The following is a 25,398-nucleotide window of genomic DNA, read 5'->3' as shown; positions in this document are numbered from 1 at the left end:
AGCGTAAAATCCATGACCCGGAAAATTAACTTGATAAGCTATCGACGTGGAATCCGGCGGCGAGAGCGAAACCCGGATTGAATCACCTGAGTGTGACCTTAAAATGGGAGAGATCAGTTTCAGCAAAATAGGCAATTACTTTCAACTATTCTGGAATTAATTTCCGCTCTGAGGAAATAAGTACAAAGGAGAGTTTGTAATGAAAAGTAAGAGGAAAATGAAAAGAGCACTTGCGATTGTACTGGCAGCTGCGATGACTCTGACGCTGGGGGCCTGCGGTTCGCCATCCGGCACCTCCGGTGCGTCGAGCAGCGGCGCATCGAACGCCGCCGCGAATTCTGCCGGCAGCAAAGACAAAGTGGTGATTCAGGTGGCCTATGAAAACAACCCCGGTGAGCCGGTGGATGCCGCAGCGAAAGAATGGCAGAAGCTGATTGCGGAAAAAAGCAACGGGACCATGGAAATTAAACTGTTCCCCTCCAGCCAGTTGGGGTCCAAAACAGACCTGATTGATCAGATCGTCATGGGGGAACCGATCATTACCATTTGCGACGGGTCCTTTCTGGCGGAATACGGCGCTCCGGAGTTGGCCATTGTTTCCGCTCCCTATGTTTTCCAGAATTTTGACCAGTGCTGGAAACTGATTAAGACGGACTGGTGGAGCCAGCAGGCGGATCTGCTTGCACAAAAGGGCGTTCATATTGTCACCACCAACTGGATTTTTGGCGAGAGAAACATCATGACGACGAAGCCGGTGAAAACCATTGGCGACATGAAAGGCCTGATCCTTCGCACGCCGAATACTCCTTCCTACATGAAAGCGTTCCAGTTGATGGGTGCCGCGCCTACGGCGATGGCAATCGGAGACGTTTACACTGCACTTCAGCAGGGAACGATCGACGGGCTTGAAAATACTTTTACCACCCTGTACGGCGGCGCCTATTATGAAGTGGCAAAATACATCACCATGACGAAGCACGTTGAAATGTTTGCGCAGTGGATCTGCAGCGAAAAATGGTTTGACGGCCTTACAAAAGAACAGCAGCAGATTCTGGCTGAGACGGGCGATCAGGCTGGCCTGAAAAATAATGACCTGCAGACCAACGGCACAGAGGATTACATGAACAAAATGAAGGATAAAGGCGTCACGATCATTGATCTCAGCGACGCGGAGCGGGCCAAGTTTGAGGAAGCTTCCGCAGCGCTGTACAAGGATTCCACCATTACGAAAGACTGGCGCAACGATCTCTATGGTTACATCCAGGGTTTGGTTAAATAATTCGGCTTATCTCTTCTAGTATTTCTTGATATCCACAGGGTGGAGCAGGCCGCGCTGTCACTCCAGTCCTGCTCCAGCCCTCCTATCGAAAAGGAAAGTTGGAAATTTATGAGCAATGTTGTCATAACGGGCATAGAAGTCGAAGATAAGCGCTTTCTGCTGGAAGACGGCGCCGGGTCGGACGCAGTACATACCGTCCCGCAATACGCTTACGCCGTATGCAAACTGAAAACTGAAAAAAATATGGAAGGGATCGGAATTGCCTTTACTTTAGGGAACGGAAACGACCTGGTCTGCAGGGCGATCCAATATCTCTCGGAATCTCTGGCAGGGAAAGAGATTCATGAACTGATGAGCGAATTTGGCAAGGTGTTTGCCGAACTTGCCGACTCACCCTGTTATCGCTGGCTGGGACCCCATAAGGGCGTGGTTCATCTTGCCTTGGCAAGCATCACCAATGCCTGCTTTGATCTCTGGGCAAAATCCCAGGGTGTCCCGCTTTGGAAACTGCTGACGGACCTGACCCCCGAAGAAGTGATCCGGCTTCTGGATTTTCGCTATATGGAAGACGCGATGACGGCCGGGGACGCGCTGCAGATCCTGAAAACGGCGGAAGAGGGAAAAGAAGAGCGCAAAAAAGTTCTTTCGACAGGGTATTCCGGCTACGATACCTCGGTGGGATGGTTTAACTATTCGGATGAGATCGTGGTTGAAAACACAAAAAAAGCGATTGAAAAAGGCTTCACCGCCATGAAGCTCAAGGTTGGTTCCAAAGACCCGGAAAGGGACATCCGGCGCGCGGCGCTGATCCGCAGGGTTGCGGGAACGAAGGCCACGATCATGCTGGATGCGAATCAGCAATGGACGCTGACGGAGGCCGTCCGGATCATTGGAAGGCTGAAAGAAATCGATCCCTACTGGGTCGAAGAGCCGACGGACCCGGATGATGTTCTCGGCCACCAGACTTTAGCCAGAGCGATTTATCCAACCCGCATCGCACTGGGCGAGCATGTCCCCAATAAAGTGATGTTCAAGAACTTTTTGCAGGCGAATGCGATGAGCTTTAATCAGGTGGACGCGGTGAGAGTCGGCGGGATCTCCGAATTTATCCTGATCAGCCTGTTATCCAGAAAGTATCATGTTCCGGTGATTCCCCACGTGGGCGATATGGGGCAGATTCATCAGCATATGGTGCTCTTTAACCACATCAGCGTAGGCCATCCAAGTCTCTTCCTGGAATACATTCCCCATCTGCGTGAATATTTTAAATATCCGGCGCAGGTTGTGAACGGAAGATACATGGTACCCCAGGAACCGGGCAATTCTTGTGATTTTGTGTGAGAAGTATTTTTTATTATCAGCGGAATTTAATTCCGAAATACGGATTTTGAATTTGAGGTGGCTGCATTGGTCGCAGTTTTAATTGACCCAAAGGATAATGTGGCGGTTGTATTGGACAGCGTAAAAGAGGGGCAGGAGGTGTTTTGCAGGAACGGGGCGATTCAGTTAAGCATAAAAGCAAAAAGCGACGTTCCACGTTATCATAAAATATCGGTCTGCAAAATCGGAAAAGGCGACGCGATCGTAAAGTACGGCGAACACATCGGCGTTGCGGCAGAGGAGATCGAAGCGGGAGTACACGTTCATCTTCAAAATGTGCAGAGTCGGCGGGAAGCGCTGTAAGAAGGAGGTAAGGAAAATTGGAATTTCTGGGATATCGGAGACCGGATGGCAAAGCAGGAGTCCGAAACAAAGTCCTGATTCTTCCTGCCAGCATTTGCGCTTCAGACACAGCCGGAATCGTTGCTCAGCAGGTTGAGGGGACCGTAACGTTTCACAATCAAAACGGCTGTTCGCAGGTACCGAGCGATATGCAGCTGACGATGGACGTGATGGCCGGGATGGCCGCCAACCCGAATGTTTACGGTACCGTCGTCATTTCGCTGGGATGTGAAACATGCCAGATGGACCTGGTTACGGAGGAAATCCGGAAAAGAACGAACAAACCGTTGGAGCGTTTTGTGATACAGGAAAATCACGGAACCATCACTACGGTGGAAAAGGCCTCCAGAGCCGCCAGAGCAATGGTGGCGGAAGCCTCCATGCAGCAGAGAATCCCCATCCCGGTTTCGGAACTGGTTGTTGCGACGGAATGCGGAGGATCCGACCAGACCAGTGGTCTGGTGTCCAATCCGCTGATTGGAGAAATGTGTGACCGGCTGGTCGATTTGGGAGCGACGGCGGTTCTTTCCGAAACGACGGAGTTTATCGGCGCGGAACACATTCTTGCACGCCGTGCCCGGACCCCGGTGGTGAAGGATCGCATTTATGACATTGTGCATCGGTATGAAAACGCTTTGAAGCTGGTCGGTGAGGATGTGCGCGAAGGAAATCCTTCTCCCGGAAACATGGCGGGCGGGCTGACCACGCTGGAGGAAAAATCCCTGGGCTGCATTCATAAAGGCGGCCACCGGCCGATTGAAGAAGTCTACGACTATGCAAAACCGATGAGCCGGAAGGGCCTGGTCATTATGGACACGCCGGGGAACGATCCTTCGTCCGTCGCCGGGATGGCGGCCGGCGGCGCACAGCTTGTGGTGTTTTCCACAGGGCGGGGAACACCCACCGGAAATCCTATTGTCCCTGTGATTAAGATCACGGCGAATCAGGATACATACCACTACATGGAGGATAACATCGACTGCGATGTAAGCGTGCTTCTCACTCAGCCGGAGCGCATGGGCGAATTCGCCGAACGGCTGCTTCGGACGGTTGTGGAAACGGCGGACGGCAAGCGGACGAAGTCGGAGATTCTGGGACTGGAGGAAATGGCGATTGCAAGGGTTTGCAATTATGTATGAAATGAGGGTGGCTTAACGAAATGAAAAAACGTGTGTTGAAGATTCTGGGGAACTTGGACATCACGGTGTCTGGAATTACGGCCGTAGCGCTGATTATTCTGACGTTTGCAGGCGTGATCAGGCGATACGTATTCCGTGACCCCATCACTTGGATGGAAGAGATGCAGATGATCATGTTTGTCTGGGTAATTTTTCTGGCGGCAGGTGCCGCGTTTCGCACCGGCGGACACATTGCCATTGAAATCGTGGTGGATTCCCTGCCGAAAAAAGCCAAACGGGCGGTCGAATTCATTGATGTTTTTCTTGAACTTCTGATCCTTATTTACCTGTTTCTCCAAAGCGGCATTTATTATTTGCAGCTGATGTCGACCGGCAAACTCACAACTCTGCTGCGCATTCCTTACAGTTTTGCGTATGTTGCCGTTCCGCTGGGGTGTTTCCTGATGATTGTCAGCCTTCTTTTTACGGAAATCAGCGGGCGTCTTGCAAAACGCAAGAGAGAGGATGAGGAAAAGCTATGAGCGTACAAATCACGATCGCACTGATTCTCATGCTGGTGCTGCTGTTCTTAAAAGTTCCCGTCTATCTTTCCGTGATCGCGGGAAGCGCGGTTTACTTTTTTCTCAATCCGGGCGTCAACTCGATGATATTGGCGCAGCGCGTAGTTTCAAGCGTGCAAAGCTCTTCGCTTCTGGCGGTTCCGTTTTTCGTCTGCGCGGGCGTGTTTATGAATTATTCCGGAGTGACGCGGCGCATCATGGCTCTTTGTGACGTCCTAACGGGACGCCTGTACGGCGGTCTTGCGCAGGTAAATGTCCTGCTCTCCACTTTGATGGGCGGACTGTCCGGCTCCAGCCTTGCCGACGCCGCGATGGAAGCCAAGATTTTGGTGCCTGCCATGGAAGAGAAGGGAATGTCGAAAGAGTTTTCCTCCGTGGTTACCGCCGCTTCCGCGATGATCACACCGCTGATTCCCCCGGGAATCGCGATGATTCTGTTCGGATCCCTCGCCGACCTCTCCATCGGAAAGCTGTTTGTTTCCGGTATTGGCGTGGGCCTGATGCTTTGCCTGGGCGAGATGGTAACGGTATCGGTCATTTCCAGGCGAAGAGGCTATATGCCGAGCCGTCAGCAGCGTTTAAAGAGCAAGGAAGTGCTTCCTGTCCTGAAAGAGGCGGTCCTTCCGCTATGCCTGCCGGTCATTATCATCGGCGGGATCCGGCTCGGAGTTTTTACCGCCACGGAAGCGGGTTCTGTCGCGGTGATCTATTCCGTCATTCTGGGTCTGATTTATAAAGAGCTGGATTGGAAAACCATTAAAGACGGAGTGAAGGAAACGGTCATTTCCACGACCAGCATCATGCTGATTATCGGTGCGGCGTCCGCCCTGTCCTGGATCCTGACCAAGGAGCAGATTCCGCAGTCCCTGACGAACATGATGCTTCAGGCGACCAGCAGCAAATATGTATTCCTGATTCTGTGCAACCTTTTCCTGCTGTTTGTCGGAATGTTCATCGAAGGCAACGCGGCCATGATTATTCTGGTCCCTCTGCTGTATCCGATTGCCCTGAGCTATGGGATCAACGCGATCCAGTTTGCCATGGTCTTTATCTTCAATATGGCGATCGGGTCCCTGACTCCCCCGATGGGAACGCTGATGTTTGTGGTGTGCAACGAAACAAAATGTCCGCTGAAGACGTTTATCAAGGAGAGTATCCCGTTCTATGTCACTTTGCTGGGAGAACTGCTGCTCATGACCTTCATCCCGATTCTGACGACAGGACTGGTCGACCTGATCTACTGATGAAATCCCCCCCCGACAGGGGGATAAACCAAAATGGAAAAGAGCAAGGTGAAAAAAACAATGGAACTCAGAGGAATCACTTGGGACCATGAGAGAGGCTACAATCCACTGATCCCGGTGACGGAACGGTTTTGCAGCGCGCATTCCGGGGTTGCAATTACCTGGACCAGGCGCAGTCTGAAGGACTTCGGTGATTTTCCCGTGAGCAGGCTGGCGGAGAAGTACGATCTGATCATGGTTGACCACCCCTTTATGGCCGAGGCACTGCAGGAGAAAATTCTTCTGGTGCTGAACGAGTATCTGGAACCGGCTTTTCTGGAAACGCTGGAGCGCGAGAGGATCGGACAGAGCCTGAGCTGTTACTGTGTGGACGGATTTTACCAGGCGCTTCCGGTGGACGCGGCCACACAGGTGGCGGCGGCAAATATGGAGTTTTTCAGGAAAAAGGGTCTGCCGCTGCCGCGCACGTTTCAGGACGTTCTCGACCTGAAAAATTGGCTGGGTGATTTCTGGATCGGCACGGCAATGTCCGCGACGGATATCTTCAGTATCTACCTGAGCTTTGTCGCCCAGCAGCGCGGAGAAAATTATTTTGATCTCCGGAAAGGAATTAACCCGGCTGCTGGCGAGAAGGCCGCGGAGCTGCTTTACCTTCTCGCATCCGTTTCCCATCCCGATTCTTTTGAGATGAATCCGATTCAGCTTTTGGATGCCATGTCGTCAGAGGGGAAAATCGTTTACACTCCCTATCTCTACGGATATACGAATTATTCCCGGGACGGGTTCCGGCGGCATCCGCTTGAGTTTTGGGACGCCCCCCTGCTTTGGGAAAACGCGGAGGTTTCCACGCAGATGGGCGGGGTAGGGATCTCTGTTTCCGGACAGATTGCACCGGAAAAAACGGAAAGCGCTGTCGCTTTTGCCAAGTACCTCGCTTCTGCCGAGGTACAGAAGGGAATTTATACCGAAGCGGACGGGCAGCCGGCGGCAAAATCAGCCTGGCTGGATGAAAAAAACAATCAAATGACGCGCGGCTTCTTCAAAAATACCTTCAAAACGCTTGAAACATCGTTTGTAAGGCCGAAAATAGCGCGATGGAACGACTTCCAGGAAGAGGAATCCGCCGATCTGCATCGTCAAATCAAAGAAAAGAAATCTCCGCGAATAATCGCAGAACATTTTAATCAACTGTATTATGCCGACCGCGTGCATCAATGAATCAAGGAGGATGGAATGAAACCATTAGAGGGGACGGTTGTGCTGGATTTCAGCCAATACCTCGCAGGGCCCAGCGCGGCTCTGCGGCTGGCGGATCTTGGCGCCCGCGTCATCAAAGTGGAGAACCCCAAAACGGGGGACAATGCCCGGCAGCTTTCTTTGAATAATCTGTATGCGGATGGAGACAGCGTCAACTTTTACACGATCAACAGAAATAAAGAAAGTTTTGCTGCCAACCTGAAGGATGCCGGCGACCGGGAAATGGTAAAAAAACTTATCGCCAAGGCGGATGTTTTAATCGAAAACTTCCGTCCCGGCGTGATGGAGAAATTCGGCCTGGATTACGAAAACGCCAGGAAAATCAATCGGCGGATCGTCTACGCTTCGGTCACGGGATACGGAACAGAAGGACCGTGGAAAAAGAAACCGGGGCAGGATCTGCTCATTCAGTCTCTTTCGGGACTGGCTTATCTGAATGGGAATGCGGACCAGCCGCCCATGCCGTTCGCGGTGTCGATCGTAGACACCGTGTCCGGTGCCCATCTGGTTCAGGGAATTCTGGCCTGCCTGATCCGCCGCGCAAAAACGGGGGAGGGCGGAAATGTTGAGATTTCCCTGCTGGAATCGATCCTTTCATTTGAGGTCGAAGCCGTGACCGTTTATTTGAACAACGGCCGCCGGATGCCGGAACGATCCGGTTTTAACAATGCACACGCTGCGCTCGGCGCCCCGTATGGAATCTATGAGACAAAGAACGGATATCTCGCGCTTACCATGGGGTCCGTGGTCCGCCTGGGGGAGATCCTGGGCTGCAGGCGTCTGACGGAATATACGGATCCAGAGGTCTGGTTCACAAAGCGCGATGAGATTAAAAAAGTCCTTCAGGAACACCTGAAACAGGAGGAGACCGGACATTGGATGTCACTCCTGGAGAAGGCCGGATACTGGGCTTCGGAGGTCATGAACTGGGAACAGATGACGAGTCATGAAGCATTCCGCGTCCTTGATTTTGTGCAGGACGTGCACCGCCCCGGCCAGCCCGGACTCCTGACGACCCGGTGCCCGATCCGCGTTGACGGGAAGATGCTGAAGTCAGAAAAATGGGCCCCGAAACTGGGCGAGGACAATGAGAAGATCATCTCGGATTTTCACTTGAAAGGTGAGGAGGAGAGGCGGATTTGAAACCACTGGAAGGAATGCTGGTTCTGGATTTCAGCCAGCTTTTGGCGGGACCTTACGCAGGCCTCCGTTTGGCGGATCTCGGCGCGAGGGTGGTCAAGATCGAAAATCCGAACGGGGGCGACCTCAGCCGCAAAATGGCGCTCTCCAATTTGTATCTTGACGGCGAGAATTCTTTGTTTCACACGGAGAACAGGAATAAAGAGAGTCTGGTGATCGACCTGAAAGATCCCTCGGACCGGGGCAGGCTGGATGAGCTCTTGAGCCGGGCCGATGTCATGCTGATCAATTTTCGCCCCGGAGTGGCGGAACGCCTGGGAGTCGATTATGAATCGGTAAAAAAGATCAATCCCGCTTTGGTATACGGGGAAGTGACCGGATATGGGAAAAAAGGACCCTGGGTCGGAAGGCCGGGGCAGGATCTGCTGGTTCAGGCGGTGTCCGGGATCGCGTATCAGAACGGGAACGCGGACCAGCCGCCTTTGCCGGTGGGACTCAGCGTTGCGGATATCCTGGCGGGCGAACATCTGATTCAGGGGGTGATGGCCGGCCTGGTCCGCAGGGGAGTGACGGGACGCGGCGCTTACGTGGAGGTCAGTCTGCTGGAATCCGCGCTGGATCTTCAATTTGAAGGACTGACCACCTTCCTGAACGATGGGCATGAGCTGCCGGTGCGGAGCGGGATCAACAACGCCAGTCCGTTTATTGCGGCTCCCTATGGAATCTATCGAACCAAAAACGGATACCTGGCTTTGGCGATGGGTTCCATTCCCACCCTGGCAGAGCTTTTAAAGTGCGATGAACTCAAAGGGTATACGGATAAAAGGGAATGGAGCAGCAAACGGGACGAGATAAAGATGATTTTGGCCGAACATCTTCTGAGCGGAAATACGGAGGAGTGGTTGGCTGTACTGGAACCGGCCGATATCTGGTGTTCCGATGTGATGGACTGGGACCGTTTGATGAAGACGGAAGAGTTTCAGACTTTGGATATGACACAGGAGGTAGTCCGGTCAAACGGGACGAAAATCGAAACGCTGCGCTGCCCGATCCGAATCGACGGAGAGAAATACAAATGCTCCAAGGGTTCGCCAAGGCTGGATGAACATGATCCGGATTTACCCTGATCCGTTTTGGATCTGATGTCAATAAAAATATGGTGATAAAGATAATCAAGAATCGAGGCTGATTTTTATGACAAAAGAAATCTATTATGAGGATTATAAGATTGGCGCGGAAAGAGAAACAACCGGCAGGACGGTCACGGAGGCGGATATTGTCCTTCACGCGGGCCAGACGGGAGACTTTTTTCCGCACCATATGGACGCGGAATGGTGCAAGACAACGGAATTCGGGCAGCGGATCGCGCACGGAACCCTTGTGTTCAGCATCGGTGTGGGCCTGACCGCTTCCGTCATCAATCCTGTCGCTTTTTCTTATGGGTATGATAAGCTGCGCTTTATCCGTCCGGTATTTATTAACGACACCCTTACAACAAAAGTGGTGATAAAGAATAAATACCCCAGTCCCAAGCATCAGGACAAGGGATTTGTCGTGGAGAATGTTCAGGTTTACAACCAGAAAAAAGAGCTGTGCCTGGTCGCGGATCATCTGCTGCTTTGCCAGATGAAAAACCAGTGATGCCGCGCCCGGTCCCTCTCATCGAAGCTGTGGAGGTTTACAAATGAATTTTACCTTGACCAAAGAGCAGTCGCTGCTCCGGAAGGCGATTCGGGAATTTTCAGAAAACGAAATCAAGCCCATCGCCGCCGAAACGGACCGAACCTGTGAATACCCGGCTGAAACGATTCAAAAGCTGTTCCATTACGGCTATTTGGGTCTGAATATCCCGAAGGAGTACGGGGGAGCCGGGGCGGACGATCTGTCTTCCGCGCTGGCGATTGAAGAGGTTGCAAAAGCCTGTGCAAGCACCGCCGACATTATGGCAACGCATAATGGGTTGTGCTGCGGACCGATTATTCAGTTTGGCACCGGGGAGCAGAAAGCCAAATATCTTCCCATGCTGGCGTCCGGACATCTGGGTGCGTTTGCGCTGACGGAGCCGAACGCCGGATCGGACGCCTCCAAAGGGACCACGACCTGTTTCCCGGATGGAGACCACTGGGTGATGAACGGTTCCAAGGTCTTTATTACCAACGGCTATGTTGCGGATCTTTTTGTGGTATTCGCCATGACGGACCCTTCGAAGGGAACAAAGGGAATTTCCGCTTTTCTCGTCGAAAAAGATTTTCCGGGCTTCTCCGTGGGGAAGCATGAAGAAAAGATGGGACTGCACGGCTCTCCCACTGCGGAAATTGTTTTTACAGACTGTGTGATTCCAAAGGAAAATCTGCTGGGATCTTTGGGAAAGGGCTTTAAAATTGCCATGACGGCTCTGAACGGGGGCCGAATCGGCATTGCCGCCCAGGCGTTGGGCATCGCGGAGGCCGCGATGGCGGAAGCTGTTGCCTACACGAAGGTCAGGACGCAGTTCGGCAAGCCGATTTCCAATTTCCAGAACACGCAGTTCAAGCTGGCCGATATGGAAGTCGCCATCTCGTCGGCAAGGCTTCTCATGTATCACGCCGCGGCGAACAAAATGGAGGGCCTGCCCTATGTCAAAGAGGCGGCGATGGCAAAACTGTCGGCCTCCGAAACGGCGATGAAGGTCACGACTCAGGCGGTCCAGATGCTGGGCGGCTACGGCTACACCAGGGACTATCCCGTTGAACGCATGATGCGGGATGCGAAAATCACTGAAATTTACGAAGGAACTTCCGAAATCCAGCGGATTGTGATTTCGAATAATATTTTATAAAAAAACCGTCCGGTAAGGCTAATGAAGAGAAAGGAATAAAGCACTATGAAAACAGGCGCCGAATATATGGAGGCTCTGAAAAAACTCCATCCGACCGTCTACTTTAAGGGAGAAAAAATCGACTGCGTGGTAGGGCATCCTTTGGTTCAGCCGCATATCAATGCTGCCGCGACCACTTACGACATGGCCCATGAAATGGAGTATGAAGATCTGCTGACCGCCACCTCTCATTTGACCGGCGAAAAAATCAACCGGTTTACACATATCCATCAGAGCACGGACGATCTGATTAAAAAAGTCAAGATGCTGCGTGCAATCTCGCAGCGGACGGGTTCCTGCTATCAGCGCTGCGTCGGGATGGACGCTTTGAACGCGACGTATTCCGTTACATACGATATTGACCAGAAATGCGGGACCGATTACCATGCCCGTTTCAGGGAGTTTCTGAAGTACATTCAAAAAGAGGACCTGATGATTGCCGGTGCGATGACGGACCCGAAAGGGGACCGCAGCCGTTCGCCCAGCCAGCAGGATGATCCCGATATGTATGTCCATGTTGTGGAAAAGAACGACAAAGGAATCGTCATCCGCGGGGCGAAAATGCACATGACCGGAATGGTGAATTCCTTTGAAATGCTGATTATGCCCACGGTTTCATTAAAACCGGAGGAAAAAGACTACGCGGTCGCCTGTGCGGTTCCCGTGGGTGCGAAAGGCGTTTTCCACATTTTCGGGCGGCAGACCAACGACGGCAGAAAATTTGACGTGATGGACCAGGGAAATGTCAACTACGGTGTGGTCGGAGGAGAATGCCTGACGGTGCTGGAAGATGTGTTTGTCCCGTGGAAGCGCGTGTTCATGTGCGGTGAAACGGAATTCTCAGGCAGCCTTGTGGAGAGGTTTGCTTCCTACCATCGCCAGAATTACGGCGGCTGCAAAGGCGGGCTGGCGGATATCATGGTGGGCGCCGCGGCCAGTCTGGCCGATTACAGCGGAACGGCCAAAGCCGCGCACATCCGGGACAAGGAAGTGGAAATGATCCACTTGACGGAAACTCTCTACGCCTGCTCGCTGGCCTGTTCGGCGGACGGCAGCAAACTGCCCTGCGGCTCCTACTATGTCAATCCGCTGCTGGCAAATACGAGCAAGCAGAACGTGACGCGCTTTATTTATGAGATTGCGCGGCTGTCCCACGACATTGCGGGAGGAATTCTGGCGACCATGCCCAGCGAGGTTGATTTCAACGATCCGAAACTCGGACCCTACGTAAAGAAGTACTTAAAGACCGCGAAGGATGTTTCCGTGGAAGACCGCTACAGGATGCTTCGCTTGCTGGAAAACATGACCGGGGGTACGGCTTTGGTCGAGAGCATGCACGGAGCGGGCTCTCCGCAGGCACAGCGCGTGATGCTGACCCGCCAGGCGAATTTGGAGCGGAAGAAAAAACTGGCGCAGCGTCTGGCCGGCATTGAGGAAGAACAGAAGGAGAAAAAAGATGTTTGAATCGAAAGGAAAAATCGTATTGGTGACCGGCGCCACCAAGGGGATCGGCGCTGGAATTGCGGAAGCCTTTGCGCAGAACGGCGCGGATGTTGTGATTGTCAGCAGAAATCAGGCGGAATGCGAAGCTGTTTCCGCGGATTTATCCCAAAGGTTCGGGGTGCGGACTTATGCTCACAGCTGCGACGTCACAAAGCTTTCTTCGATTGAAACGCTGGTTTCCGACACCGTGAGAGAATTTGGAAGAATCGACGTTTTGGTCAACAATGCCGGTGTGGCCGTAACAAAGCCTGCGGTCGAACTGACGGAAGAGGATTGGGATAAGGTCCTGAATACGAATTTAAAGGGCGTATTCTTCCTGAGTCAGGCGGTCGGCAAAACCATGATCGAGCGAAAGGCCGGCAAAGTGATCAATGTTGCATCAATGTTCGGACTGGTGGGCGACAAGGGGATTTTGCCCTATCTGTCAAGTAAAGGCGGAGTCCTTCAAATGACGAAGGGTCTCGCGCTGGAATGGGCCAGGTACAACATCCAGGTAAACGCCGTTGCGCCCGGCTACGTGATTACGGCTCTCAATGGCAAGATGCTGAACACGGACGTCATTCGGGAGAAGATTTTTGCCAAAACTCCGCTGAGACGATACGCTGAAGCGAAGGAAGTCGCGGGCACGGTGCTCTACCTGGCTTCCGACGAAGCTTCTTATGTGACAGGCTCTGTTTACTCGGTGGACGGGGGCTGGACCGCGCAATAATGGAACAGTTCCTCCTGTTGGAAGTAAAAATGTGCGGCAACTGCAATCCGGTCATTGAATCCTCAGAACTGGTCAGGAAAATTGCCCGGGATTTGCAGGTGAAGGTCATTCCTTATCGGCAGGCCCCCGCTCAGGCGTCCCTGATCGTCAACGGGTGTGAGACCGGATGCGTGGATGAGTCGATGGACCCGAGGGCCGTCCATATCCGAGGATACTATCTGAACGGGAGCCCCTGTGTGGGGGAGTCTGAACTGCTGACAAAGGCGGAGAAACTGCTGAAAGATCAGATTTTCGGCAATCAGGAAAAAGAAGGCCGTCTGCCGTGAAAAAACCCTGACCGTAGCAAAGGGCAGAAAGACAGGCGGGATCTGCCGGCTATTTTGTAACCGGCGTGTGTTCCGAAAACAGGACAGGATGATCCGATCCGCAGAAGACAGAAAGGATACTACGATGAAAATTATTGTATGCGTGAAGCAGGTCCCGGATACCTCCGGAGCAGTGGCCGTCAATCCGGACGGAACCCTGAACCGCGCTTCCATGCAGTCTATTATCAATCCGGACGACAAAACCGCGATGGAGGCCGCCCTGAAGCTGAAGGACGAAACCGGCTGCCGGGTAACGGCCGTCACGATGGGGCCGCCGCCCGCGGCTGAAATGCTCCGGGAGCTTATGGCCATGGGCGCCGACGACGGAGTACTGGTTTCATCCCGTGAGTTCGGGGGGTCCGACACCTTCGCAACGGCTCAGATTCTCGCTGCGGCGGTAAAGCACCTCGGGGTGGAAAAGGATGATATCGTCCTGTGCGGCCGGCAGGCGATTGACGGTGATACCGCGCAGGTGGGACCCCAGGTTGCCGAAAAGCTGAATCTGCCTCAGGTGACCTATGTCTCTGAAATTCATAAATCAGACAGTACTGTCACCTGCCGGCGAATGCTGGAGGACGGTTACATGACGGTCCGGGTTCAGACCCCCTGCCTCCTGACCTGCATCAAAGAGCTGAACGAACCGCGCTATTTGAGCGCGCGCGGCATCTTTGAAGCGTACGGTAAACCGATGTCGGTTTATGATTACGAAACGCTGAAGGATGATCCCCTGATCGATCCGACTACCATCGGACTCAAAGGCTCTCCCACCAATATCTTTAAATCCTTTACGCCGCCCCGAAAAAGCGCGGGCGTCATGTTGGAGGGCGCCGACAGGAAGAGCTGCGAAAAACTGGCCGGAATCCTTGCAAGCAGGCATTTCATCTGATGGAAGGGAGAAAAGCAACCATGTCTACGTTTCAAAGCAGCGATCTTGCCGCTTTCAAAGATGTATGGGTATTCTGCGAACAGCGCCGGGGGAAGCTGATGTCCACTGATTTTGAGCTGATTTCCGAAGGCCGTAAACTGGCGGATGAATTGGGCGTCCAACTGTGCGGACTGCTGCTTGGGGATCAAGTGGAGGGAATTGCCGGTGAGCTGGGCGGCTATGGGGCCGACCGGGTGTTCGTCTGCGAATCTTCCTGCCTGAAAGAATACACCACCGACGGTTACTCCAAAGTGATCTGCGATATGATAATGGAATTTAAGCCGGAGGTCATGCTCTTTGGAGCCACAACCATCGGGCGCGACCTGGCACCGCGCTGTTCCGCCCGTCTTCACACCGGCTTGTGCGCCGACTGTACTCATTTGGACGTCGATGTTTCTCAATATCTGGATTTTCTGCGGTCTGCTTCCACGCTGGATGTGGACGGCATGAAGCTGGACGCCGAAGACCGGAACCTGAAGATGACCCGCCCCGCCTTCGGCGGACATCTGATGGCAACCATTATCTGCCCGCGCTTCCGTCCCGCCATGGCGACGGTCCGTCCCGGAGTCATGAAAAAAGCTCCATTCGATCAAAACGGGGCGGACCACTGTGAAATTGTAAAACCGGCGGTAAAGCTCGAGAGGGAGGATCTTCATACCGAGGTCCTGGAGGTTGTAAAGGCCGCCAAAAAGCTGGTGGACCTGATCGGCGCGGATTACGTCGTTTCCGTGGGTCGCGGCATCGCAAAAGATGTTCCGTGCGGAATCAAGCTGGCGGAGGAGCTTGCCGCCGAACTGGGCGGAGTAGTAGGAGGGTCCCGCGCGGCCGTCGATTCCGGATGGCTGTCCCAGGACCATCAGGTGGGGCAGACGGGAAAAACGGTGCATCCGAAGGTTTATGTTGCGCTGGGCATCTCCGGCGCAATCCAGCACAAAGCAGGCATGCAGGATTCCGAGTGCATCATTGCCGTCAACCAAAATGCCTCCGCGCCTATCTTTGAAGTGGCGGATTACGGGATTTCCGGCGACCTGTTCCAGGTCGCGCCGATGCTGATTGAAGCAGTCCGCGCCGCTAAAGCCGCCAAGTGAACTGAGAAAGAAATTTATTTGAGGTGAAAATATGAGTAAAAAAACTGTCGTGATGGACGGAAATACAGCGGCTGCGTATGTCTCGTATGCTTTTACGGAAGTAGCCAGTATTTATCCCATCACTCCTTCCTCCCAAATGGCTGAAATTGTTGATGAATGGGCAGCCAACGGCAAAAAGAATCTGTTTGGCAACACGGTAAACGTCATCCAGATGCAGTCCGAGGCGGGGGCAGCCGGTACGGCGCACGGCTCTCTCCAGTCCGGCGCCCTGACGACCACTTATACCGCGGCGCAGGGTCTGCTGCTGATGATTCCTCCCATGTTCAAAATAGCGGGCGAGTTTCTTCCCGGCGTCTTTCATGTTTCCGCAAGAACAATCTCCATGCACGCGCTTTCCATCTTCGGCGATCATTCGGACGTAATGGCCTGCCGCATGATCGGGTTTGCCATGCTTGCCTCCGCGAACCCACAGGAAGCGATGGACATGGGCGCTGTCGCTCACCTGTCCGCCATCAAGGCCCGGCATCCTTTTCTGCATTTCTTCGACGGATTCCGTACTTCTCATGAAATGCAGAAAATCGACGCTCTCGATTATGAGGACCTGCGGCCTCTGGTTGATTACGATCAACTGCAGGCTTTCCGCAAAAACTCCCTGAATCCGGAGCATCCGTCCACCAGGGGGACCTCCGCCAACCAGGATATCTTTTTCCAGTGCAGAGAAGGCTGCAACGAGCATTATGACGCGATCCCCGACACTGTTCAGGGCTACATGGATGAAATCAATCGCCTGACCGGACGCAGCTATGGCCTGTTCGACTATTACGGCGACCCGGAGGCGACGGAAGTCGTCATCGCGATGTGTTCCGTGACGGATACCATCAAGGACACGGTGGACTATCTGAACGCGCAAGGCAGAAAAACCGGCATGATCGCGGTCCATCTGTACCGCCCGTTCTCCGCAAAGCATTTTCTGAAAGCGCTGCCTGCTACGGTGCGCAAAATTGCCGTTCTGGACCGCACAAAGGAACCGGGTGCGAACGGTGAGCCGCTGTACCTCGACGTGAAAGGCGTGCTTGCGGACTCGGACCGCCGGATCGAAATCGTGGGCGGCCGCTACGGCCTCGCCTCGAAAGACACCACTCCCGGCCAGATTGTGGCGGTGTACGATAACCTGACGAAGGACGAACCGAAAAACAATTTCACCATCGGCATTGAGGACGATATTACGTTCACCTCCCTTCCTTACGAGGAAATCAACCTGAACCAGCAGGGCGTGACCAGCTGCAAGCTGTGGGGAATCGGCGGCGACGGCACGGTGGGAGCGAACAAGAACTCCATTAAAATCATCGGCATGAACACCGATCTTTACAGTCAGGCGTATTTCGCCTATGACGCCAAAAAGTCCGGCGGCCTGACGCAGTCCCATCTGCGCTTCGGCGATACGCCGATCCGCGCTCCATATCTTGTCGGGCATGCGGATTTTGTTGCGGTGCATGATCCCTCCTATCTGAATAAATATGAAATCGTCAAGGACCTGAAGCCGAACGGCGTTTTCCTTTTGAACTGTCCGTGGGAGGAACAGCAGTTGGAGAGTCACATTCCCGCGAAAATGAAGAGGGAACTCGCCCAAAAAAACGCCCGGTTTTATACCATTGACGCGACCGGAATCGCAAGGGAAATCGGATTGGCCAACCGGACCAATACGGTCCTGCAGGCAGCCTTTTTCAAACTGGCCGACATCATTCCCATTGATGTCGCGGTCAGGGATATGAAGAAGGGAATTCATAATACCTATTACGCGAAAGCCGGGCAGAAGGTCGTGGATATGAACTGTGCGGCGGTGGACGCGGGCATTGTCCGCATCAAGCAGATTGCGATTCCGGAAGCATGGCTCCATGCGGAGGAAGAAAAGAAAGCGGAGCCCGCAATGCCGGACTTTATCAGGGAAATCGTGGTTCCCATGAACCGTCAGGAAGGCGATTCGCTTCCGCTTTCCACGTTTAAAAAATTCGGCTGCTTCGATGGCACCTGGCCCAATGGGACGACGCAATGGGAAAAGCGCGCCGCGGCCGTGGAAGTTGTGGAATGGCATCCGGAGGCCTGCATTCAGTGCAACCGCTGCTCCTTCATTTGTCCTCATGCGGCAATCCGGCCTGTTCTTGCAACGGCGGAAGAACTGGAGAACGCTCCCAAAGGTTTTGTCACGGTTCAGGCCAAGGGCGCGGGGCTCGAACAATATCAGTACCGTATGCAGGTTTCTCCTTACGACTGCATGGGCTGCGCGAGCTGTGTGAACAACTGCCCCGCCAAGGGCGCTTTGGAGATGAAGCTGACGGAATCCCAATTGCCGGAACATGAAAACTGGGAATTCGGCATCGAAAAGGTGTCTTTGAAAAAAGATGCGTTCAACGACAGAACCGTAAAATCCAGCCAGTTTGCCAAACCGTACTTCGAGTTTTCCGCCGCCTGCTCCGGCTGTGCGGAAACCCCATACATCAAGCTTGTTACGCAACTGTTCGGCGACCATATGTATGTGGCCAACGCTTCCGGCTGCTCCTCGGCATACGGCGGCGCCCTTCCGGCAACGCCGTACTGCACGGATCAAAAGGGCCGCGGCCCCGCATGGGAACAGTCCCTGTTTGAGGATAACGCGGAATTCGCGTTCGGCTATCTGAACGGACACGAAGCTGTTCATCAGGAGCTGGCGCTGAAGGCGGCGGAGCTGATGGATGCCGGTATTGCCGTGAAGGAATGCGGAGATTATCTGGAAAACAAAGAAGATTCCGCAAAGACCAGAGAAGTTTCCAATGTGATGACTGCGGCATTGGAAAAATGCCGGCCGCAGGACGGCGCGCAGAAGCAGGCGCTGGAGTATATTTTCAACAATAGGGAATTTTTAACGAAAAAAAGCGTTTGGGCTTTCGGCGGCGACGGCTGGGCGTATGACATCGGTTTCGGAGGAGTCGATCATGTTCTGGCCTCCGGACGCGACATCAATCTGCTGGTCATGGATACGGAAGTGTACTCCAATACGGGCGGACAGTCTTCCAAGTCCACCAGCACGGCGGCAATCGCGAAGTTCGCGGCCTCCGGCAAACGCGTCAAAAAGAAGGACCTGGGCAGAATCGCCATGAGCTACGGCTATGTCTACGTCGCGCAGGTCGCGATGGGCTATGATCCGGCCCAGACCTTGAAAGCGATTCGGGAAGCGGAGGCGTATCCCGGCCCGTCTCTGGTGATTTGTTACTGCCCCTGCATCATTCATGGAATCCCCAAGGGGATGTCTAACAGCCAGATTGAAATGAAGCGCGCCGTGGAAGCGGGATATTGGCAGCTTTACCGTTACAATCCGCTGTTGAAGGAAGAAGGAAAAAATCCGTTTACGATGGACTCCAAAGCACCTACGGGTGATTTCCTGGAATTCCTCCGTTCAGAGAGACGGTTCGCGGCACTTGAGTATTCTTTCCCGGAAAGAGCAAGGGAACTTTACAAAAAAGCGGCGGCGGACGCGAGAGAACGTTATGAAACCTATGTGAAGCTGTCGGAAGAAAAATAATTGAAATGGCGATGAGGGGAACCCGGCTCCCTGCCGAGACTGGAGGGCCGGTTTTCCCGAACCGTTTCAGGGAAAGAAGATGGAAAAATGCTGGAAAAAGATCCGGTAATGAATCAGGAATCTGTTATGAGCGTGCTGCCTCATCGCAGTCCCATGCTGATGATTAATGAAGTATTGACCCTCGCCCCGATGGAAAGCATTGAAGCAACCCTGTATATAGACCCGGCATGGGAAATTTTTCAAGGCCATTTCCCGGGGAATCCGGTCTTTCCGGGCGTTCTGTCCGTGGAATGCATGGCTCAGGCAGCCGATATTATGCTGATGACCGCGGAGAGATATAAGGGAAAGACTCCTTTGCTTGCCGGTGTTGATGGGGCGAGATTTTATCAGAAAATCGTCCCCGGCAGTCATGTGACGGCCAAGGTGAATGTCGCAAGGGAGAACGCTGAAAAAGCGGTTGTTTCCTGTAATGCGGAACTCTACCTGGATGAAAAACTGGCGGCGAAATGCACCGTAACTTTAGCCATGCGCTAAGGAAAGAGGAGAAGAGAGGATGGCAGTTCAAACCATCGGCGTGGTGGGCGCCGGAACAATGGGGCGCGGAATCGCGCAGGCTTTTGCTCAGAACGGTTTTTCCGTCGTGTTTTACGCAAGGCGGGAAGCCGGTGTTCGGGAAGGATACGACTATATTGTCAGTATTCTTGCATCCCTCGTTAAAAAAGGAAAACTGACGGAAGAAAAAAGGAACGAGACGCTGGACAGAATCCGGATCACGACAAACCTCGAAGATCTGAAAGATGTTGATCTGATCGTGGAAAGCGTTGCCGAAACTCTTTCGGTCAAACAGGAGATGATGCGGAAGCTGGAAGGGATCTGCCGCAAAGACACGGTTTTTGCCACCAACACATCCAGTATCAGCATCAGCGCAATCGCGTCGTCCATTGCTGCGCCGGAGCGCGTGTGCGGCATGCACTTTTTTTATCCGCCGGCCATGATGCCGGTCATTGAGATTGCCGTGGCGCGAAAGACAGCACCGGAAACGGTCCGGACGGTCCAGGATATCGTAACTTCCATCCATAAGACGGCCATTGAGGTCCAGGAGGCGCCCGGGTTCGTTTTCAACAGGCTGGTGATCCCCCAGATCAACGAGGCGGCTTACCTTTTGATGGAGGGTGTCGCCACACGTGAGAATATCGATTCCATGCTGAAACTTGCAGCTTCCTATCCGATCGGTCCATTGGCTCTAGGAGATATTATCGGGTTGGACGTGTGTCTCTCTATTATGGAAGTATTGCAGAAAGAGCTTGGGGAAGACAAATACCGCCCGTGCCCCCTTCTGCGGAGGATGGTCTATGCGAATGAACTTGGTAGAAAGACCGGCAAAGGCTTTTATGAGTATGATTCCCGAAAGTAAAATTATTAAAGTTCTGAGAAAGATATCTTAACAATAATGTAAAAATATGATATTATTTCTTTATTGAAGAAATGAAAACCTACGATAACTTTAATAGCGTTTGAATTCTAATTTTCCATATAGAATGGCCATAATGAACCGGGCTGACAAAACAATAAAAGGAGAAACAGGAATATGGAAAATCCAAACCCGGACGCGTCGAAGCATAAGGAAATTCCGATCTGGAATGCGGAAAACTGGTTTTTTGAGGACATAAAGATCGGCAGACGGATCCGTTCCATCCGCCGCACCATCAGCGAAGGCGAATGCATGCTTTTCAATGGTATGGTCATGGACTACCACCCGTATGTGGCTGACGAACTGTTCGCAAAAAACGAAGGCATCTTCGGCCGCCGGCTTGTGGCGGGCGCCATGGTGTTCAGCCTTGGCCTGGGACTGGTGGCCACCAACTGCGTGAACGCTTTCAGCTATGGTTACGACCAACTGCGTTTTATAAAACCGGTATTTATCGGCGACACTATCTATACGATAAAAACCGATCTTGAGAAAACGCCGAAATATAAGGACATGGGTGTATACCGGGCAAGCTACGAGGTGTTCAAGGAGAAAGGCGAACTGGTTCTTTACTGCGAGCATATACAAACGGTAAAATATCGTCATCCTGAGAATTTTGTAATATCCTAATGAAGGGTTGTTGCTTATGGCAAGAGAGAAAGTATCCAGCATTTTACGTGCGCTGCAAGTTTTGGAATGTTTCATGGATAATAAAACCGAGTGGACGCTCAAGGCTCTGGTCGATACATTGCATATGCCGACAACGACCGTTTTCCGCCAGATTTCCACGCTGATGGAGCGCCAGTATCTGGAGCAGGACCCGGTCCGAAAAAGCTACCATGTCGGCCCCAGGCTTCTCCTGCTCTCCAGTGCCATTTTGGGACAGTCTGATCTGCGGAGCATTGCCCGCCCCGAACTGGAGCGTCTCTCTGCCACAGTGGAAGAAACCATTAACTTGAGCATTCTTTTAGGTCATGATATCGTCTATCTGGATATCGTCGAAACGCATCGTTCCGTGGCATGCACCACCAAGATCGGCAGCCGGGAGCCCGCTTACGCTTCCAGTTCCGGGAAGGTTATGCTGGCCGCGCAGAGTGAAGAATATCTCAACGAATATTATGATTGGATTACTGCGGTCAAACCTATGACCCCGAAGACCATTACGGACCCAAATCAGCTGCGCGAACAGCTGATCCGCGCGAAACTCGACGGTTATGCCATGGACAACGGCGAGATTGAGGCCGGCCTTATGTGCTTCGGCGCGCCGGTTTATGGCCTGGACCAGAAGGTTATTGCGGCGGTCAGCATAGCCGGCCCTAACTACCGGATGAAAAAGGAACGCGAAATGATGATCGCCGAGGTCAAGAAAACAGCGGGAAGAATCTCCTGCCTGCTGGGCTACTGCCCATAATCAAAGTCGCTTATTTCCTCTTTACGGTAATAAATTTATTTTTCGGAGAACTGCGCCATAATAAATGCTTACCAGCACGGATGGGCTCCGGCTTTTGCTTTTATTCCGCATGTTTGTTTCGATGTCTTTTTCTTTTATGCTAATATGCTAAAAATCCTTCCTGTTTTAAGGCTGAGGTTGGTCGACCGCAGCCTTAAAAACAGGAAGGATTTTTTCTGTCCATAGCTTAAGCTTTTTGCAGCCTGGCATAGTAGTCCGGAGTTGTAAGTTTCAGAGGGGACCCATCCTTTGCTTGCGCGTCGGATGGGCCCTTCGACAAGCGGAGATGTTCCGGCTCACCGGGACATCTGACCGGCGATTAGAGAATCTCTCTGATTTCCAATGCCTCGTGGACCGTTGTAAATTGCCCGCTGCGCAGGTGCCCGCCGGCATAGGCGACCTCGCCGTCCTGATTATCGTATGGGTCGCTGCGAAAATGTCCGGTCGGCATGGAAAACTCATGCTGAAATTCTGAGGCTGCGGGGATTCGGAACGGGTCCAGATGACCAAAATAGAATTCACGGCGTTCCGGCGCCCCGTTTCGGAAGGCGGTCCCGCCGAACGAGCAATCCGCGAACAGCCAGCCGTAGGGCGCGATATAAAACTGTGCCCAGTCATGGTTGCCCACATCGTACGGCGTCGCATACAGGCCTGACTGCCAACGGGCCGGGATCCCGGAGATCCGGCAAAGGGTGATGAACAGCAGAGCCTGGATCCCGCAGTCCCCCTTGAGCCCGGATGCGGCATAGGAAGTAAGGTCGTCAATGGTGCTGTAGCTCCGGACAAAGGAATACATCACGCGGGAAGTGATAAAATTGTAGATTTTACGCGCTTTGAGCAGCGGATTCTTTTCCTCCCCGACGATTTCTTCCGCAAGCGAGCGGAGATAAGGGGTGAAATGAATGTGCGGAAGAAGTTCTTCCGTGTAAAAAGCCGGCTGTGCGTCCAGCACTTTTCCGAAATCCAGCTCCCGGTAGATCATGTGGTTTTCAAATTCGTATTCGACGGAAAATTCCATGCCCTTTTTCAGAACGGTTTCAAAGCAGACGGTCCGCTGCGGATACTCTTTGGGCGCAATTTCCACAGGGCCCGGAGAGGCGGAGAGGAGATGGAAGTTTTCAACCTGCGCGTATTCGACCGGAATCGGCAGATGAACCTGGATTTTCTCCCCGATCCTCTGTGCCTCTTCCGCGATCCGGATCGTGCTTCGAATGTGAAAAGAGTAATTCAGCCGGCCGTTTTTCTTCATTTTTGCGATGACGGAATCCAGAAGCTGAAAGTTTTTTGTTCTCCCTGCCTGGCTTTCCGGGAAAAGATTGCGGCCCGCCAAGGCCGGGCGCGTCTTAAACAGATTGTCCAGAAAAAGCCTGTGGAAACGGACTTTGCCGTTTACATAAATCCATTCCGCCGCATTGTCCTCCCAAAAGGTTTCCAGCTCCCCATTCCGGAAATCTTTCAGGTTCCGGCGCAGCATGTCCTCCGCTTCCTCCCAGGAATAGGGATAGTCCTCCGGGATGCGCAAAAGGATCTCCTTTTCCAACTCAAGCCTCTTTCTCAGGGCGAGCGGAAGATCCGTCTTCAGCCTCCGGTCAATTATTTTTTGTAAAAGCTCAAAATCCCCGTGCCCTTTCATTTTCTGAATGTCTTCCGGCAGGGGGACGGTCAGATACTGTAAATCAGAATACACGCTTATTCCTCCTTTGCCGTCGATTTTTCTCGGCGGCGGGGCAAAGATCAGCCGCGTTTGGGGAAAATGCGGCTCCCGTATTGGGCGCCCCAGACCCCGCGCTCTTCGTCGGAAAAGATCTGAAGAAAAGTATCGCCAAAAGGCTTCCTCACCAGCGCCTTATCCGGGCTGACCGGCACGGCGGAAAGCTCCTTTCCGTTCAGGCGCATTCCAAGGCTCCCGTCTTTTTCATAAAGGGTAAATGTGTCTCCTTCTCCGGAACGGTAATCCCCGCCGACCTTTCCGATCCACTCGCCGGACCATGGGCGGACGGGATATTCGATCCTCCGCTCTTCCGGCTCCTCCCCGTAATACATGCTCAGGGCTGCTTTTGCAAGATATCCGACGGGGACATCCATCGTGTTGCAGAGGACGGCAACCCCGACTTCACCGTCGTCCGACCACAGAAAATGCGAGGAAACGCCCGGCAGGCTTCCGCCGTGCCCATGCGCCAGGAACGGCCCGACTCTGCTTTCTTCCAGCCCATAGCAATAGTAGGCCTCCGGCGATGCATACTGACGCGGTTTGCACATTTCACGGATCGAGTACCGGCTCGCGATCTTTGCGCCGCTTAAACCGGTACCGTGGTTCAGATACATGCAGATGTATTTGGAAAGATCCGCAATCGTCGATTTCATCGCTCCGCCGCCGTTCAGGACAAAAGCGTTGTTATGGTAGTCGCGGTCGGCCCGCAGCGAGCCGTCGCCCTGCCAGCTGTAAAGGACGCTTGCGTTTTCATCCCGCGCGGGTCCGACAAAACTGCAGCCGCTCCGCGACATGCCGAGAGGCTGCAGAATGTGCTTCTCAAGGTATTCGGCGAAGGATGCGCAGTCCCCCTGCGTCCGAATGATATCGGAAAGAAGGGCGTAGCCGTCGTTGCAGTAGCTGAACCGTTCTCCCGGCCTGCCGATGAAATCGGTCTGCGCGTCCAAACGTTCCGCCACCAGCCGGACCCCCTCGTCGGCAAGGGAACGGAGATAGGCAAAATCCCCGTCCCGTTCCTCTATGGCACCGATCTTTTCAGCGACCCGATCGATCAGGATGCGGGGAAGGGGGAAATAACCGCCGCTGTGGCAGAGGAGGTGCCGCAACCGGACGGGCTCAGTCCGATTTTTTCCGGTAAAAGAGGGGATGTAGCGGCTGACGGGGTCGTCCGGACGGACGATTCCCTTTTCCGCCAACTGAAGCATCGAAAGGCTTGTAAAGGACTTGGTAACCGAGGCCAGGCCGAAGATGGTGTCTCGGTTCACCGGCAGCATCTTTTCCCGGTCGCGATACCCGAAGAAGCCCTCGTAAAGAGGCTCTCCATGCTTGCCGACAACCGCGGCCGCAAGCCCGACGGCGCGGCCGGAGTCCAGCACCCGCGCCGTCAGCCGCTCGAATTTGTCCTGAAAATCATTTGGCATATGG

23 protein-coding genes are annotated in these 25,398 nt (G+C 53.3%); 21 read left to right on the top strand and 2 right to left on the bottom strand.

The features are described 5' to 3' along the window. Positions 1–199: 199 nt before the first annotated feature. The 21 genes from VA597_RS10795 to VA597_RS10695 all read left to right on the top strand — a co-directional run bounded on the left by VA597_RS10795 (position 200) and on the right by VA597_RS10695 (position 22,223). Positions 200–1,279, top strand: coding sequence for a C4-dicarboxylate TRAP transporter substrate-binding protein (locus VA597_RS10795; protein WP_128742816.1), 1,080 nt, complete (start codon positions 200–202; stop codon positions 1,277–1,279). Positions 1,280–1,387: 108 nt separating this feature from the next. Continuing rightward, entirely contained in the window at positions 1,388–2,620 is a 1,233-nt protein-coding gene (locus VA597_RS10790) for an enolase C-terminal domain-like protein (RefSeq protein WP_128742815.1), read from the top strand. A gap of 66 nt (positions 2,621–2,686) precedes the next feature. Beyond that, a complete protein-coding gene (locus tag VA597_RS10785; RefSeq protein ID WP_164919032.1) occupies positions 2,687–2,962 on the top strand; it encodes a UxaA family hydrolase in 276 nt (91 codons plus the stop codon). A 17-nt stretch (positions 2,963–2,979) separates the two neighbouring features. Continuing rightward, on the top strand, positions 2,980–4,140 hold the full coding sequence (locus tag VA597_RS10780) for a UxaA family hydrolase (RefSeq protein WP_326974568.1): 1,161 nt from the start codon (positions 2,980–2,982) through the stop codon (positions 4,138–4,140). Positions 4,141–4,160: 20 nt separating this feature from the next. Continuing rightward, positions 4,161–4,661: a TRAP transporter small permease gene (locus tag VA597_RS10775; protein WP_128742807.1), complete on the top strand. Its 501-nt coding sequence runs from the start codon at positions 4,161–4,163 to the stop codon at positions 4,659–4,661. After that, entirely contained in the window at positions 4,658–5,944 is a 1,287-nt protein-coding gene (locus VA597_RS10770; protein WP_128742806.1) for a TRAP transporter large permease, read from the top strand. The genes VA597_RS10775 and VA597_RS10770 overlap by 4 nt, the downstream gene beginning before the upstream one ends. 33 nt (positions 5,945–5,977) lie before the next feature. Further along, a complete protein-coding gene (locus VA597_RS10765) occupies positions 5,978–7,162 on the top strand; it encodes an ABC transporter substrate-binding protein (RefSeq protein WP_128742805.1) in 1,185 nt (394 codons plus the stop codon). A 15-nt stretch (positions 7,163–7,177) separates the two neighbouring features. Further along, the gene (locus tag VA597_RS10760; RefSeq protein WP_128742804.1) at positions 7,178–8,344 is read left to right on the top strand and encodes a CaiB/BaiF CoA transferase family protein; all 1,167 of its coding nucleotides are present in this window, start codon (positions 7,178–7,180) and stop codon (positions 8,342–8,344) included. Beyond that, positions 8,341–9,468 carry a CaiB/BaiF CoA transferase family protein gene (locus VA597_RS10755; protein WP_128742803.1) on the top strand — a complete coding sequence of 376 codons (1,128 nt, stop codon included), beginning with the start codon at positions 8,341–8,343 and terminating at the stop codon, positions 9,466–9,468. The genes VA597_RS10760 and VA597_RS10755 overlap by 4 nt, the downstream gene beginning before the upstream one ends. A 67-nt stretch (positions 9,469–9,535) precedes the next feature. Next, entirely contained in the window at positions 9,536–9,982 is a 447-nt protein-coding gene (locus VA597_RS10750; protein ID WP_128742802.1) for a MaoC family dehydratase, read from the top strand. 43 nt (positions 9,983–10,025) lie between these two features. Continuing rightward, positions 10,026–11,159, top strand: a complete 1,134-nt coding sequence (locus tag VA597_RS10745) for an acyl-CoA dehydrogenase (protein WP_128742801.1) — start codon at positions 10,026–10,028, stop codon at positions 11,157–11,159. Positions 11,160–11,204: 45 nt separating this feature from the next. Continuing rightward, entirely contained in the window at positions 11,205–12,662 is a 1,458-nt protein-coding gene (locus tag VA597_RS10740) for a 4-hydroxyphenylacetate 3-hydroxylase family protein (RefSeq protein WP_128742800.1), read from the top strand. Continuing rightward, positions 12,655–13,410 (top strand): SDR family NAD(P)-dependent oxidoreductase, encoded by a 756-nt coding sequence (locus VA597_RS10735; protein ID WP_128742799.1) that lies wholly within the window; start codon positions 12,655–12,657, stop codon positions 13,408–13,410. Before VA597_RS10740 ends, VA597_RS10735 begins: the two co-directional genes overlap by 8 nt. Next, complete coding sequence (locus VA597_RS10730) at positions 13,410–13,736, top strand: hypothetical protein (RefSeq protein ID WP_128742798.1); 327 nt, start codon at positions 13,410–13,412, stop codon at positions 13,734–13,736. The genes VA597_RS10735 and VA597_RS10730 overlap by 1 nt, the downstream gene beginning before the upstream one ends. Before the next feature lie 124 nt (positions 13,737–13,860). After that, positions 13,861–14,661 carry an acryloyl-CoA reductase electron transfer subunit gamma gene (gene acrB, locus VA597_RS10725; RefSeq protein ID WP_326974563.1) on the top strand — a complete coding sequence of 267 codons (801 nt, stop codon included), beginning with the start codon at positions 13,861–13,863 and terminating at the stop codon, positions 14,659–14,661. Positions 14,662–14,681: 20 nt separating this feature from the next. Beyond that, a complete protein-coding gene (gene acrA, locus VA597_RS10720) occupies positions 14,682–15,788 on the top strand; it encodes an acryloyl-CoA reductase electron transfer subunit beta (RefSeq protein WP_128742796.1) in 1,107 nt (368 codons plus the stop codon). Positions 15,789–15,819: 31 nt separating this feature from the next. Continuing rightward, entirely contained in the window at positions 15,820–19,344 is a 3,525-nt protein-coding gene (gene nifJ, locus VA597_RS10715; RefSeq protein ID WP_128742795.1) for a pyruvate:ferredoxin (flavodoxin) oxidoreductase, read from the top strand. Between the two features lie 108 nt (positions 19,345–19,452). Continuing rightward, a complete protein-coding gene (gene fabZ, locus VA597_RS10710) occupies positions 19,453–19,878 on the top strand; it encodes a 3-hydroxyacyl-ACP dehydratase FabZ (protein ID WP_326974560.1) in 426 nt (141 codons plus the stop codon). Between the two features lie 19 nt (positions 19,879–19,897). Continuing rightward, a complete protein-coding gene (locus VA597_RS10705; RefSeq protein WP_128742793.1) occupies positions 19,898–20,758 on the top strand; it encodes a 3-hydroxyacyl-CoA dehydrogenase family protein in 861 nt (286 codons plus the stop codon). 174 nt (positions 20,759–20,932) lie between these two features. Then, positions 20,933–21,442, top strand: a complete 510-nt coding sequence (locus tag VA597_RS10700; protein WP_128742792.1) for a MaoC family dehydratase — start codon at positions 20,933–20,935, stop codon at positions 21,440–21,442. A 16-nt stretch (positions 21,443–21,458) separates the two neighbouring features. Further along, a complete protein-coding gene (locus VA597_RS10695) occupies positions 21,459–22,223 on the top strand; it encodes an IclR family transcriptional regulator (RefSeq protein WP_128742791.1) in 765 nt (254 codons plus the stop codon). 358 nt (positions 22,224–22,581) lie between these two features. Here the strand turns inward: VA597_RS10695 and VA597_RS10690 are convergent, their stop codons facing one another. Together VA597_RS10690 and VA597_RS10685 are read right to left on the bottom strand one after the other, a co-directional pair. After that, the gene (locus VA597_RS10690; RefSeq protein WP_128742790.1) at positions 22,582–23,949 is read right to left on the bottom strand and encodes a transglutaminase-like domain-containing protein; all 1,368 of its coding nucleotides are present in this window, start codon (positions 23,947–23,949) and stop codon (positions 22,582–22,584) included. Between the two features lie 47 nt (positions 23,950–23,996). After that, positions 23,997–25,394 carry a serine hydrolase domain-containing protein gene (locus VA597_RS10685; protein ID WP_326974559.1) on the bottom strand — a complete coding sequence of 466 codons (1,398 nt, stop codon included), beginning with the start codon at positions 25,392–25,394 and terminating at the stop codon, positions 23,997–23,999. Between the last annotated feature and the right edge of the window lie 4 nt (positions 25,395–25,398).

The organism is Caproicibacter sp. BJN0012, assembly GCF_035986805.1.
Lineage (GTDB): Bacteria > Bacillota > Clostridia > Oscillospirales > Acutalibacteraceae > Caproicibacter.
Note: the sequence above shows the minus strand (reverse complement) of the source record. Positions and strands in the feature narration are given on the sequence as shown.

Bases quoted from the DNA above. Each gene is read 5' to 3' on its own strand.
- VA597_RS10685 (WP_326974559.1), bottom strand. From the start codon at position 25,394: ATGCCAAATGATTTTCAGGACAAATTCGAGCGGCTGACGGCGCGGGTG.
- VA597_RS10745 (WP_128742801.1), top strand. From the start codon at position 10,026: ATGAATTTTACCTTGACCAAAGAGCAGTCGCTGCTCCGGAAGGCGATT.
- fabZ (WP_326974560.1), top strand. From the start codon at position 19,453: ATGAATCAGGAATCTGTTATGAGCGTGCTGCCTCATCGCAGTCCCATG.
- VA597_RS10750 (WP_128742802.1), top strand. From the start codon at position 9,536: ATGACAAAAGAAATCTATTATGAGGATTATAAGATTGGCGCGGAAAGA.
- VA597_RS10795 (WP_128742816.1), top strand. From the start codon at position 200: ATGAAAAGTAAGAGGAAAATGAAAAGAGCACTTGCGATTGTACTGGCA.
- VA597_RS10790 (WP_128742815.1), top strand. From the start codon at position 1,388: ATGAGCAATGTTGTCATAACGGGCATAGAAGTCGAAGATAAGCGCTTT.
- VA597_RS10705 (WP_128742793.1), top strand. From the start codon at position 19,898: ATGGCAGTTCAAACCATCGGCGTGGTGGGCGCCGGAACAATGGGGCGC.
- VA597_RS10735 (WP_128742799.1), top strand. From the start codon at position 12,655: ATGTTTGAATCGAAAGGAAAAATCGTATTGGTGACCGGCGCCACCAAG.
- nifJ (WP_128742795.1), top strand. From the start codon at position 15,820: ATGAGTAAAAAAACTGTCGTGATGGACGGAAATACAGCGGCTGCGTAT.
- VA597_RS10740 (WP_128742800.1), top strand. From the start codon at position 11,205: ATGAAAACAGGCGCCGAATATATGGAGGCTCTGAAAAAACTCCATCCG.
- VA597_RS10730 (WP_128742798.1), top strand. From the start codon at position 13,410: ATGGAACAGTTCCTCCTGTTGGAAGTAAAAATGTGCGGCAACTGCAAT.
- VA597_RS10770 (WP_128742806.1), top strand. From the start codon at position 4,658: ATGAGCGTACAAATCACGATCGCACTGATTCTCATGCTGGTGCTGCTG.
- acrB (WP_326974563.1), top strand. From the start codon at position 13,861: ATGAAAATTATTGTATGCGTGAAGCAGGTCCCGGATACCTCCGGAGCA.
- VA597_RS10775 (WP_128742807.1), top strand. From the start codon at position 4,161: ATGAAAAAACGTGTGTTGAAGATTCTGGGGAACTTGGACATCACGGTG.
- VA597_RS10700 (WP_128742792.1), top strand. From the start codon at position 20,933: ATGGAAAATCCAAACCCGGACGCGTCGAAGCATAAGGAAATTCCGATC.
- VA597_RS10695 (WP_128742791.1), top strand. From the start codon at position 21,459: ATGGCAAGAGAGAAAGTATCCAGCATTTTACGTGCGCTGCAAGTTTTG.
- VA597_RS10765 (WP_128742805.1), top strand. From the start codon at position 5,978: ATGGAAAAGAGCAAGGTGAAAAAAACAATGGAACTCAGAGGAATCACT.
- VA597_RS10760 (WP_128742804.1), top strand. From the start codon at position 7,178: ATGAAACCATTAGAGGGGACGGTTGTGCTGGATTTCAGCCAATACCTC.
- acrA (WP_128742796.1), top strand. From the start codon at position 14,682: ATGTCTACGTTTCAAAGCAGCGATCTTGCCGCTTTCAAAGATGTATGG.